Here is a 13,408-nt window from a genome sequence, read left to right as displayed (position 1 = left end):
TCAGGGAATGATAATCCCTCCCTCCTAAGCTTTTGAGCTTGCCCTCTTCAGTTAAAATGCATATGGCCTTTTAATGAAAATAAGTATTGTTTCACGTTCAAATAAAATATTTATTTTTTCCATGTACTAATAGAAATTAGTTCTTATTGGCTTAAAAATAAAGATTTCTCGCAAGAAAAGCTTTTATTAACCTATCTCGATGTTCTAATTAACATCTGCAAATTTTTTTTGCTTAAAAATACATCGTGGTTTAAAGCCGTTGCGGGAAATTTCTTTTCGTCTAAAATTATGATATCTTAATTTGTAGTATATGAAAAATATAAAAAAATTAATTTTACTTAAGTTTTCCATATAAGAAGGGAGTTTTTTTCATCTATGGATATTAGACAACTGCGATATTTCATAGCAATTGTAGAAGAAAGAAAAATTTCTGCTGCCGCTGTAAGGCTTCATATCTCCCAGCCTCCGCTAAGCCAGCAACTGAAAACAATGGAAGATGAATTAGGAACGAAATTAATAGAGAGAACTGGGAAATTTTTAGAAGTGACGGAAGCAGGAAAGGCTTTATATAAGTATGCGCTACAAATGACTCAGTTAATGGAAGAAGCCAAAATGGATGTAAAGGAAGTCGGAAACGGGGAAAGTGGAAGACTGACGATAGGTATCAATACTTTTTCGGTAACCGGATTACCTGAGTTACTTCACCAATTTCACCAAAAATATCCTAAAGTTACATATAAAGTTCAGCAAAATGAGTCATCTCATCTTTGTCAATTAGTGAGAGACCGGATTGTAGAGCTGGCGATTATTCGATTACCGCTCGAGTTAGATGATTTTTCAACTATCCATCTTTATACAGAACCTTTTTACTTTATTACTTCAAATAAAAAGCAGCCTTTTAATCATCAGGTTATGCTTGCTGACATTCAAAACCACCCTCTGATATTACCGAGTACAGAAGGATTGGGAGTGCATTATATGATTTTGGAAGCATTTTCGAAAGCTCAACTACATCCGAACATTATTGCCGAGTGCTCTGACATCTCTCTTTTATTAGATTTAGTTGCTTGTAACTTTGGGGAAGCTATTGTTCCGGAAACCGTCATTAAACAATACAAAAACTACAATATCCAGGCTTTCAAAATTACAGATACAGAGCTATCTGCATCAACGGGCTTAATATGGCTGAAGGATCATTATCTATCAAAAACTGCTCAAAACTTTACAAAACTGTTAACGGGGGACATCAAGGAAATCACGGATTTACAGTGTTAAGGATATTCCAGCATTAAAAATCCCAATCTCTCAATGTCATAATTGAGAATTGGGATTTCCCTGGATGAAGTCTCAAGGATTTTCTTTCTTATATTTCTCCCGCAACTACACTACCTTTAAACATCGTAGCGGTTCTATTGGAGCTTCTAGCAATAGCCTCGGCAGAACATGAAGCTTTAACAAAGACAATGTTTGCTTCGTCTCCGACCTTTGGCCAAATCTGATTGCCTTCATCATTCAAAGTAGTTTTCCCGTCTGTTATAAATCCAAGCGTCTGTGACAATGAACGTTCATCAGCCCACCCTGAAATCTCTGCCAAACGACTAACACGTTCCAAAATGTCTCCGTTTCCAAATGGTGACCAGACATCGAAAATATTATCGTATCCAACAGAAACATGGACTCCTTTCCTGTGCAATAAGCCTACAGGAGGGAATTTCCTTCCAATTGGTACACTAGTAATTATAGAAATTCCTGCATCAGCCAAAATTTCTGCCATTTCCTCTGCATGTGCCTTTGAGATATCGCCAAGTCCAAATGCATGACTGATTGCTACTTTACCTTGCAAACCAGCTTCATTCGTTAATTGTGCCAATCTTTTCATGGTATAGACACCGAGGTGATCCGGATCATGTAAATGTAGGTCGATTCCCGCATTTCCTTCAATAGCAAGTTCAACCATATCTTGTAACGATTTTTCTATATTACCATCAACTGTAGCTGGATCGACCCCACCTACCAACGTTGCTCCCTGACGCAGGCTTTCCCTTACCAAATCATGTGCCTTTGTACGTAACAATCCGTGTTGTGGAAAGGCAACAATTTCATATGATAATTTACCTTCAAATGTTTGTAATGCTTTTTGGACCTCTTCTAAATTTTTTAATCCAACCTCTGGATATATGTCCACATGGGTGCGAACGTGTGTTACCCCGGCGTTCAAGTATATATCCAGTAATTTTTCTGCCCGTTCTTGTGTGGTTGTTTTTAGAGAAGGGAGTATTTTTTTCTCGATTTCAAGTCGATCATAAATATGATTAACTGGTGTTACTGCACGCCATTCATCACCTAGCAATGTTTTATCTAAATGACAATGTTTTTCAGTAAAAGATGGTAGAAGTAACAACTGTTTTACATCCTTTTGTGGGAAGTCGTCTAAAATAGTCTCACTAGCAGAGATAATTTTTGCAATTTTCCCATCCTGAATTAAAAGGTGATAGCAATCGGTCTTTGTGCTGGTTACCATATTGCTATCTACTTGGTATTTACTCTCTAACAGGGCGTTTGTTAGCCAAAATGTATTGTGCATATTATCTATCCTTTCTTATGTGAATTATGAAAGATTGTCTGTAACAAAATTTCCTTTAAAAACTACAGCCTTTCTGGTTGCTCTCCTTGCAACTGCTTCAGCTGAGCAACTTGCATCAACAAAAACGAAATCAGCATTGTCACCGATTTTTGGCCAAGTACGTTCTCCTTCTTTATTTAACGGGGTTATGCCACCGGTAATATACCGAAGGGTTTGTCCTAGTGAACGTTCATCGCTTAAACCGAAGCGTTCTGCCAATGTTCCTGCTTTTTCTAAGCTGTCTCCTTTTCCAAAGGGAGACCAGTGATCCATAACGCTGTCAACACCAAGAGACACATTGACACCTTTCTCTTGAAGCAGTGGGATTGGTATTGTATGACCAAGTGGAACTGAAGATGCAATTGAAATTCCTTGCTCGGCTAGTAGTTCAGCTACTTCGTATACTTCTGCACGTGAAATATCGGCAAATGCCAATGCATGACTAATTGTGACTCTACCTTGCCATCCAGCTTCTTGTGTTAGAGTTGCAAGCCGTTTAAAGGTAAAGATACCTAGATGACCACCTTCATGTAAATGAAGATCAATATCTGCATTTGCTTCAACAGCAAGCTCCATTACAGTTTGCAACGATTTTTCAATATCTCCGTCAATGGTTGCTGGGTCGACACCACCTACAAGTGAAGCCCCATTGCGCAAGGCTTCTCTTACAAGCTGAACGGAATCACTGCGCAATAATCCATGTTGTGGGAAAGCAACTATTTCAACAAAGGCTTTTTCTTTATAAGCTTCCACAGCACGTAAAGTTGCCTCAAGATTTTTTAAGCCAATTACTGGGTCGACATTACAATGTGCACGAATACGAGTTGAGCCTTTACTAGTTAGCAAGTTCAGTAACTTTTCTGCCCGTTCTGTCGCAACAGGAAGCAGTTTTGGAAGCAATACTTCTTCCTCTTCCAGACGAGTGATAATTCCCTTCGTCGGAATGGATGGTGCTTTCCATAGTCCACCATAGTATGTTTTGTCGAGATGTACATGCATATCTCTAAAGGAAGGCAACATCAAATAGTTTTTTGCGTCCTTCACAGGGAAATTTGTTTCTAAAGGCTTATCCGCCGAAACAATGTCTGTTATTTTGCCTTCCGTAACTTGAACGTGGAAACTTTCCGTTTTAGTTCCTGTAACTATACCATCTAGATAATGATAGCTGGTCTCCAATTGAACATTCTTTAGCCAATATGTTTTACCTATCAATTACTTTCCCCCTCGTTTGTTATTGCGCGTTTATCTATTTAATTCATTCCAGCGTTGGTATTCTTTGATTCCGTCTTTATGTTGATGTTGCACCATAGGTAGTCTGCGTTGATTGATTGGTTTGCAATACCCATAAAATTAACATGCCCCTACCTATCTTCATACCATCCTTCCCTCTTATATTGATAATGCTATCATGGTATAAACTATATTAATAATATTAAAAATATAACTTTTCGTTAGTTTTTTAATATATCCGAAGAGATCTTTGGGCTGCTTTTGGCAGGTATTTTATTCAATATTCATATCAATTTGCCTTATCTATTCAGGCATTCATGCTACTTGTAAGCAGTTTTCGTATCAGTTAAGTGCCGGAAACCTTTTCAATAGTTTAAGTGTATACTTTCACAATATACACTTTAAAGTAGTTATAAAATCTGGTCCTTAAATGAAAAATGAGCGCTTATCCTTTTTCAAGGATAGCGCCCTTTTGTTTAATAGCTAAATTATTGTGGTTTCCAATTTTGATCTTTTTCATCTTTTCTGTTTGATTTTCTTACAAACTGGGACAGCCCCTCTAATCCTTTAACTGATAGAAAACGTGTTCAATTTTGCCTCAGTACCAAGCATGACGGTGTTAAGCTCATTCCCTCGGCTATCTTGTCCCCTTCTGAAATAGAGACTGCGTAAAAAATTCTTGCTGTTCACGCGAGCAATCATCTGACTGCGACTTCTCGGCAAATTGCAGCATTGCGCTAAGCCATTAATCCAATCAGCGATTTCTTGATGTGGAAGTAATTCTTTATCAATCATCGTATCCACGATGTTGACCAACCGCTCATCATCCTCATCGCTAAAAATGTGTCTACCATTATGAAGCATACCAGAAATAGCGACAAGAACCTCACGGAGCAGTGCGACGCTGCTCTCCTCGCACTGCACCAGCTCTACAAAAACATCCGCACCGTGAGACGCGCTGTGAGCCCACCCTCCTACTGAAAGGTAACCTCGCAGATCCTTCTCCTCTTTATAATAACGGAGCATTGCATGCATTAATTGCTCAATTTCCGCTTGATTGAAAAATGGATTCTGTCTGTGGCGTTGCACAATCAAAGCGATAGGCAAGGCAGAGAACGTCCTTGTAAAAACTGACTGATCATCCTCGCTGCCAATATTATATAACAAATGGTTTTCATCAGTCAGAACAGTTACGAGGCTACGCAACTCCTCTTCACTGAACCTATTCTCTTCCTTAATCCACATATAAAACATCGGATAAATCAGGTTATCCCGTAATTCTGGCTTAGGATCGCCAATATATTGAAGTAACAAAGGTAAGAAATCTTGATGTTGCTCACCTTCGCGTAACTGATATTCATCCTTCTCAATTCTTTGCAAATCCAACATCAATTTGGTCCTTGTATCGCTCATTTTCCCATCCCTCTCAACATTCGTTCACTCGCCCACCATCTAATCGTACACGATTGTTGAATATTGTTTTATTGTTATTGAAGTAAAGCACCCGTTAGTGCAATGAGATAACTGTTAAATATATCCATTTGACACTTCCTTAGAAGAGGAAATACTTCGCAATTTAGAATGGAGAAGTTTCCAAGTTATGAACCCTAAAAATGTTCCAATAGTATTTAATATTACATCATCTACATCTGCGGAACGCCCCATAGGAATAGAAAACTGCACCATTTCAATAAACAAAGAAAACAGAAATCCTGTTAGTATTACAAATAGTTTTAGATTCTTTTGAAAAGACGACTTTTTCAAAGTTAGAAAAAAACCAAAAGGAACAAATAGTAAAATATTAAGCCCTAAATTACGAATAGGTACGATTATATCAACTGAATTAAACATAATATTGTACATTCCAATAAAAGGTACTAAGTTAACAATTCTCGGCATTCCTGGATTATATACTTTAGGATAAACAGTTACTATTAAAATTCCAACAATGCTAAGAACAAACATCACGTTAACAATTACACTTTTGAAATCTAATTTTCTCTTTCTGCTAACAAAGTAAGTAATCAAAATTACCGCTAAAATGGTTATTAAGAATAAAGGTACTAATACTCCAAATGCCCTCCATAATTGAACCACCAAAACACTCCAATCTGGAAATTACTGTATAAGTTAGTGTATCGTATAATGGACAAATGTGGAAGTGTTTTTCTTTAACTATCCTGCACCATTACTTTAAGTACAAAGTTTCATAAACTCACCTAAACCTTCACCTAGATATCTAGGTGTTATTCAACAATATAGCTATTTAAATCTATTACTTTAGATTCTATTGTGTTCAAAGAAAGCATTTTTCATACTTGGATATTTAATAATCTAAGATACTATTAATTGTTGAACTATAAGTAGCCTTAAAATATCAGAAAAAAGATCCTTTCCTTCTTTCCAGGAAAGCGCCCGATTGTTGAATAATATTATTCATACGTGATTGACTGACAGATACCAAGACTATTTTCTATTTCTATTAAAATTCTGATAATTCGATAAAAATACATCTATAGTAACTGTTCATATAAATTCTGAATTGTTAAACTATTAACAACTACCAAGAATACACTTAAAACTTAATTCTTTCAGGAGGGATACAGATGGAGCAAAAGTTACATTTAATTCCGTATGAAGTGAATGCAGTTGTCGAAGTCGTGTCTGAGGTGCCAAAAGGTATTGAGCTTATTGCAGCTCCAAAAATTTGGGAGAAATCTAAAGGCAAGGGAATCACTGTTGCGATATTGGACACAGGTTGCGATGTCACACATCCTGATTTAAGTGAGCGTATTATCGGCGGACGGAATTTCACTGATGATGATAATGGACGTCCTGATGTTTACACCGACTATAATGGCCATGGAACCCATGTGGCTGGCACAATTGCTGCCGCCCATAACGGTACTGGAGTAGTTGGTGTTGCACCTGAAGCAAGTTTATTGATTTTAAAGGTGCTTGATAAAAATGGATCAGGACAATACGACTGGATCATTAATGGAATTAACTATGCAGTTGAACAAAATGCGGATATCATCTCCATGAGCCTCGGCGGTTCTGAGGATGTATTTGAGTTGCACCAAGCTATTCAAAACGCAATCGCTAAGCAAATTCTAGTAGTTTGTGCTGCTGGAAATGAAGGAGATGGACAGAGTACTTCAGATGAATTGGCATATCCTGCCTGCTACAATGAAGTCATTAGCGTCGGATCCATTAATCTGCAACGCCATTCTTCTGAATTTTCAAATTCGAATAATGAAGTCGACTTAGTCGCCCCTGGTGAAGAAATTCTTTCAACGTATTTAAAAGGAAATTATGCAAAACTAAGCGGAACTTCGATGGCAACACCGCATATATCCGGTGCACTTGCTCTCATAAAAGAGATTGCCAACAAAAACTTTGAGCGAAATCTGACAGAGGACGAGCTGTATGCACAATTAATAAAGAGAACGATTCCTTTAGGAAATTCGCCAAAACTCGAAGGCAACGGATTGTTGTACTTAATAGCAGAGGATTACTTATCGGATGTGTTCAACCAAAAATTATCTGCACAGGCGTTGAAAATATAATGGAAAAGCTAGAATTGCTATACTGTGAATGGGAAACTGCCAAGTCAGACTTTTTAAAATATAAGGGAAATCGACCCTATTATGACGAAAAAAAAGATAAGGAAGTCAGGAATCAATACTATCAGAGTATTTCATTCACGGATGCTAATCTTTCAGACAGCCTTCATGCATTACTTGAAAAAACACATACAAATCAGTTAAATTACAGCCCCCACCGTTATGTGTACCCTTGGGTTGATTTGCAGGAAAACGGTTCATTAAAAAGCCTTTATTCTGGAAATGGGATGGATCCACTTTCTGTCATAGAAGAGGACGTTCGGCTTCATGAAATGCAGGTAAAAGGGTTAATCAGCATCTTTTCGGATAATCGATTAAACTGTGAACATGTAGTACCTCAATCATGGTTCAATAAAAAAGAACCGATGAAAGGAGACTTGCATCATCAATTTGCTTGCGAACCCACCTGCAATAGCAGTCGCAGTAACTATCCTTACTACGATTTCTACGAATATGTCCCTGAAGGATGGATTTTAGGAATCAAAGCTGGTTGCGGCAAGGCTGAAAAAAGTAAATTCGAACCAGAATATGGAAAAGGTATCGTTGCCAGAGCAACACTCTATTTCCTAATTCGCTATCCAAACAAAATAAAAAAAGAACTTGCGAATGTCTCTTTATTGCTAAAATGGCATCAAACATTTCCAGTATCTATCTATGAAAAGCATCGCAACCTAGCTATCCATGAACTTCAAGGTAATCGGAACCCATTTATTGATTTTCCAGAGATGGCAGAAAGTATCGTAACCATATAAACTGAAACTTCCATCAGTGGGGGGGCTTCATCCCCCACTGATTCATAATTGAACGCAAGCTAAGTACGCCACGTCCGTGTGGCAACGCTTGTGTGACCAACATCCTGTTGGCCCGAACCAATTGGGGTTTTAGAGGCTGTTTATCCCCCACCTTTCCTTTTCTCTTTTCTTAAAGTCCTGAGGTGAGGGTATTACCTATTAAACCGGGAGAAAAATGAAGTGATTGATTGAAAACTCTTTTGTGAAGTGGTCTTTCTAGAATAAAAAAATTGAAAGAAGAGCAGCCATTAGGCGGCTCAGATAGTAGACAAACGGCATCCGAATGTGAACATTCGATGCCGTTTGTCATTTTTATGCTTTTCAGAAATGTGCCAGACGATTTTAAAAGGTTCCATCAGCAACTTGTAACAGAATCATACATGGTTTATTAGGAGTAACCCGCAAAACGCGAATTTTGTACGCTAAGCAAATACTCCACCCAATAAAGTGGATTTCCTGTACGTTAAAGGAATCGACTTTTTATTTGTCTTATACAATTAAATGGCCCGATCAAACTTTTTTATAAACGGTTAATCTTTGTTTTAAATGTACATCATGCTGTCTTTAAAGCTTTTCGAGTTTCTTCGGAGTAATGTATTCTTCTTTGTTTGTACCAATATTAAGTTTCTTTTTATATGCAGAAACACAACTACTTTTTGTGGAGTATATAAGTTAAATGGCCCTATACATAAAAAAAGAGCGCACTTCATTCTAGAAATGCGCCCTTTAATTGAATAACAAATAAGTTTTTTATTATTCGTTATTGGAAAATTTTGTTCATCAATCCTCGTCAATCTCATCTTCAAATTCAAAATTCAAAATTCAATACAATTCTTCGGTACTACAGTTACTGATACAATATTTTGAACCAGTTGAAATTAAATCCGTCTGCAGCTGCCTGAAGCCTTATTGTATGCTTACAGGCCGTCAATGTAACCTTATCTGACACTGTTGTCCAATTTTGCCACCCTCCTGAATTCGACAATGTCGTTGTCTTCTGCGGAACACCGTCTACGATAAATGTGATGCCGAATCCTGCTGACTTATTGACAGCCACCCTGTATTGCAAGGTATAAGTTCCTGACGACGGAATATCGATGTCACTATATTCCATCCAAGAATCCGCACCAATCCATCCAAGTGCCTGTCCGCCTCCAATGTCATTGGTATCCTCTATCTTTACATTGTTCATAGAGGTATAGTTTTCCGCCTGAATAAAAGCTTCTGCATCTACAGTTACACTGATGCTTGTTGTCAAAGGAATGTTTTCGGGATTTTCCACACCATTTGGCAAAGTTACAGTTCCATTTACAGTAAAGGTCTGTACAGTCTTTACGGTAGGATCATACTTTGAATCATCTACATTCCATGTCACTTTAGCAACCCCATTCAAGTTGCCTGCATCAGTAACCAAGTCTACTGTCTTCGGCAATCCAAGGGCTTCTGGTGTCTTCGCCGTTCCGTTAGCCAATCCCTGGATGGCTGCGGGCACTGTTATGTTCTTTAACGTCAAGGTTGAACGACTTGGAATGTCTTACGATCCACTACCGTATAACCGTCATTGAGCAAAAAGAGTGCATCATAAGTGCCAGGCGCCAGGCCATTGTTTAAACTAACTCTTCCAGATCCAGACTTTAAATAACTCCATCGCAAAGATGCACCGGCACCTGGAGGAATAGCTCCGGTTCTGTAGATGCCGACCCAATCTTTCCCATTTAACGCTGCCCCAGTATAGGATAGGGTAATAGCTTCCCCTTGGATGTACTGGGATTTGTCTAGTGTTATTTGACCTCCAGCTACTCCAACTGCTTGAACAGTTACGTTAATGCTTGTTGTCAATGGAACGCTGTTCGGGTTTTCAACTCCGGAAGGCAGGGTTACGGTCCCTGGCACCGAGAAGGTCTGCACCGTCTTGATAGTCGGATCGTAGCTAACGCCGCTTAAATCCCAAGTCACACTTGCGTCCACATTTCCTCCATCGGTTGCAAGAATTACTTCTGTGGGCAATCCAAGAGCTTCCGCTGTCTTGGCCATTCCGTTGTTCGCAGATACCGATGCAGGCGCAGTGATGCTGTTTAAATTAACACCGTCAGTCATGAGGTCAATGTCCTGCGAAGAACGGTTATACATGGAATCCGTAGCGAATACCCTAAGTGTATATGGAGTTTTTGGTAATAAACCTGTAATCTTATATTCCCTGTGTTGATCGAATGGCTTATCTAGCGGTAGCGAAAGACTGTTGAACGATTTGTCAACTTCCCCGGTAAGCTTGTTGATCAACTGAACATTGTATTCCAACACACGCACATTGTCATTGGCTTGCTTCATTGTAAAAGTAAGTTCGTTGCTTTTTACGGAATTGATCGTAATATCCTCATCAAACTGTGGAGCGATGAGTTCTCTTGTATCGCTCTTGCTATAGGTAAAGGCATCTTTTCCTTCTCCAGCGTATACTACAGAAGGTATGCCTACAAATTCATTTGTACTTAAATTATAATGTTTGATGATAATTTTAGTACCGTAAACCTCTATGAAATTCGCGATGCGAGGTGTGGTATGATAATTGATATACGCGCCTTCTATATATCCGCCATACGGACCGGCATCAATATAACTAGAATAATTCGTTGAACCGGCATCGAAATACGAAGCCGCACCTTGAAATAGAGAACGTTCGTCAGTCGGGTCGTAATGCGTATGACCTGACAGATATACCACCTGTGACAAATTATGGTCGGCAATATATTTACCTACATTATTACTTGCTGAGGTGCTCCATCCAGATCCCCAATTGGTTCCGCTGATAGGGAAGTGAGAAGATACAAATATTGGTTTGGTTGGATCGTAATCCGGTTCTTTTTGTATTTCGTCAAGGTAACGTTTGGCTTTTTCAGACGTGTTGTTGTTGTCATAATTTCCGTCAAAAACCACAAGATTATATCCTTTTATCTTTACCCGATAAGCATCGTTAAAGAAATTGTTATCGTACGATTTCGTAGCTTCGTTCCACGCGCCCGCCGAACCAGGAGGAATTAATTTTTCGGCGCCGCCCATATCATGGTTTCCTCTTACCAAATAAAGCGCGATATTGTCAAATAAACCTTCACCTTTAAGTTTATTGTAAACATTTGTCAGCTCATTCATCCACTTATATTCTATGGCATTGTTACCACCGGTAACGTCGCCAGGAATCAACAACACGTCGGTCTGCGGGAATATTTTCAGGCTTTTTCTGAAATCATCTTCCACGCGCGCGATTGCAGCAGGATTACTACTGATTTCCGTGTCGCTGTCCACAGTCATATTTAAATCGGCGGGAGTTAATGTTTTATTGCTTTTTTGATAGATAAATATAGCGTTCTTTAGTTCACGCTCGTAATAATTAATGGTTTCCTGTGTATATAATTTTTCTTTTTGCGTTGTTACAACTGTATTTGCCGTATCCAAAACCTTTTTCAAATAATCAAAATCAGTTTGGCTGTAGCCGTTGCTGAGACCGCCTGCTACGATTTTATTTGCTTCTGATATTTGGTCGTTTAATGCGTTCATATCTACTTTATTTACAGCGTAACTATTATAATTCGCTTGAACTACATCATTGCTAAATGCGCCTTTCCAAATCATCAGATCAGCTATATCGAATGAATTACCACCTTGGTTACCCAAACCGTCGACACCTATATTTAATGGGTTCGATGTATCTAAAGTTCCATGCTTCAGCGTAGTTTCAGCCATTTCATAACCATCAATATACATCGACGCGAGCATTTTATCTCTGTCTACAACATATGTCACGTAACGCCAATTGGAAGCATCAAACGTATTGCGCCCAAAGGAAACGTTCTTGTCTTTTGAGGCCGGGAATCCTAAATTCATTTTGACCGAATTAGGTGATGTGTAAATCGCCCAGCCTGGGTTAGAGCCGCTATTTAAATCCTTGTTTGATAATATGGCCTGATTATTTTTAGTGTCGCCCTTATACCAGAAGGATACGGTAAAACTGTCATTACCAAAATTCAAGCTATGCGTAGTACCGACATAATTGCCGCTTCCGCTTTCTAAGTGCAGAGCTTTGGTCCCAGGTAACACACCGTCTACAAAATTATAAATTCCATTTGCTTTCAAATCCTCTTGATTTGCATCGTCCTTTAAATTATTATCAAATTTCATCGATGCAATAAGGGGGTTGGCATTTAATACTGCATTCGTAGGCAATGAAGTTTTACTTTCACCAATTGATTGTGAAACGACAACGCGCAATTTTTTACCAATATCATTTAACGTTACAGTGTAACTGCTGGATGTACCACCCGATTTTATATTGATATATTGATCGCTGATACGTGATTCCTGTACTTGCCATTGATATGTTAGATCTTTGCCCATTGAACCATCACTCATGATAGCATTGGCGTTAAGTGTTTGACCGTAAACCGGCTGCATATTGTCGATTTCGACCGATAGTTTAGGGATGAAATTACCAATGAACACCATATTGATGTTTTTATTATCATATACTTTAGGGATAAAGAATACATAACAGCCGTCATTTGTCATCTTCTGACCGTCTTGCACCTTAATCTTGAAATCCCAATATGTATCTGATTCTTTCGATGTAAGTACGAAGCTATCATATTTCTTGAATACATCTGCGGAAACCTTCAGATAACCATTGTCTTTTTGCTTGGAGTCCCAAATAAAGTATATGCCCGGGAAATCCGTACTGCTAGCGTTAGAAGGAATTTTGTCACCCGATGCGTTTGTACGTGTACTCGCTTTATAACCAATCTCTTTAGCTACGTCTTTATCTGATGTATTCCATGTTATTGCGCTGGCAGTATCTTTTTCTGCGTCTACGTTAGGCGATAACATACCGAATATCATCGATAATACGAGTGTAATGGATAAAATTCTTTTCATTACAGAAAACCTCCATATTTTTTAGTATTTTACGAGCCTGTTCAAAAACTCTTAAAATTGAGTAAAAAAAACGTGCTGAAGTGAAATTTTGATGCGGAACTCATCGTTTATATCGATCATTTCGACGACTCCATAGCGAGTAAGTCGCTCCTCTTTACAAGGATAGCAGGCATCCTCCCATCGGTCGGGATGAGAGGAGATTTTTCGTCATGAAAATC

Annotated in this window: 9 protein-coding genes; 3 read left to right on the top strand and 6 right to left on the bottom strand. The window is 38.6% G+C overall.

What is annotated here, in order from left to right; all coding sequences use genetic code 11:
• Positions 1-375 precede the first annotated feature (375 nt).
• Positions 376-1,275 (top strand): LysR family transcriptional regulator, encoded by a 900-nt coding sequence (locus tag ABE048_RS10455; protein ID WP_430311176.1) that lies wholly within the window; start codon positions 376-378, stop codon positions 1,273-1,275.
• Between the two features lie 88 nt (positions 1,276-1,363).
• On the opposite strand, the gene ABE048_RS10450 is transcribed toward ABE048_RS10455, so the two are convergent.
• The 4 genes from ABE048_RS10450 to ABE048_RS10435 form a co-directional block, all read right to left on the bottom strand.
• Positions 1,364-2,584 carry an amidohydrolase gene (locus ABE048_RS10450; protein WP_430311174.1) on the bottom strand — a complete coding sequence of 407 codons (1,221 nt, stop codon included), beginning with the start codon at positions 2,582-2,584 and terminating at the stop codon, positions 1,364-1,366.
• A gap of 24 nt (positions 2,585-2,608) precedes the next feature.
• On the bottom strand, positions 2,609-3,832 hold the full coding sequence (locus ABE048_RS10445; RefSeq protein ID WP_430311230.1) for an amidohydrolase family protein: 1,224 nt from the start codon (positions 3,830-3,832) through the stop codon (positions 2,609-2,611).
• Between the two features lie 588 nt (positions 3,833-4,420).
• Positions 4,421-5,266 (bottom strand): DUF2785 domain-containing protein, encoded by an 846-nt coding sequence (locus ABE048_RS10440; protein ID WP_430311172.1) that lies wholly within the window; start codon positions 5,264-5,266, stop codon positions 4,421-4,423.
• Positions 5,267-5,380: 114 nt separating this feature from the next.
• Positions 5,381-5,950 (bottom strand): VanZ family protein, encoded by a 570-nt coding sequence (locus ABE048_RS10435; RefSeq protein WP_430311170.1) that lies wholly within the window; start codon positions 5,948-5,950, stop codon positions 5,381-5,383.
• A 509-nt stretch (positions 5,951-6,459) separates the two neighbouring features.
• Between ABE048_RS10435 and ABE048_RS10430 the strand changes: the two genes are divergently transcribed.
• The gene (locus ABE048_RS10430; protein ID WP_430311169.1) at positions 6,460-7,422 is read left to right on the top strand and encodes a S8 family peptidase; all 963 of its coding nucleotides are present in this window, start codon (positions 6,460-6,462) and stop codon (positions 7,420-7,422) included.
• Positions 7,422-8,231 carry an endonuclease I family protein gene (locus ABE048_RS10425; RefSeq protein ID WP_430311168.1) on the top strand — a complete coding sequence of 270 codons (810 nt, stop codon included), beginning with the start codon at positions 7,422-7,424 and terminating at the stop codon, positions 8,229-8,231. Before ABE048_RS10430 ends, ABE048_RS10425 begins: the two co-directional genes overlap by 1 nt.
• A gap of 886 nt (positions 8,232-9,117) precedes the next feature.
• Here ABE048_RS10425 and ABE048_RS10420 read toward each other — a convergent pair.
• Positions 9,118-9,702 (bottom strand): carbohydrate-binding protein, encoded by a 585-nt coding sequence (locus ABE048_RS10420; RefSeq protein ID WP_430311167.1) that lies wholly within the window; start codon positions 9,700-9,702, stop codon positions 9,118-9,120.
• 77 nt (positions 9,703-9,779) lie between these two features.
• Complete coding sequence (locus ABE048_RS10415) at positions 9,780-13,190, bottom strand: LamG-like jellyroll fold domain-containing protein (protein ID WP_430311166.1); 3,411 nt, start codon at positions 13,188-13,190, stop codon at positions 9,780-9,782.
• Positions 13,191-13,408: the final 218 nt, after the last annotated feature.

It is taken from the genome of Rummeliibacillus pycnus (assembly GCF_050459865.1).
GTDB classification, from domain to species: domain Bacteria; phylum Bacillota; class Bacilli; order Bacillales_A; family Planococcaceae; genus Rummeliibacillus; species Rummeliibacillus pycnus_B.
The sequence above is the reverse complement of the archived record's forward strand: the minus strand, read 5'-3'. Positions and strand labels throughout refer to the sequence as shown.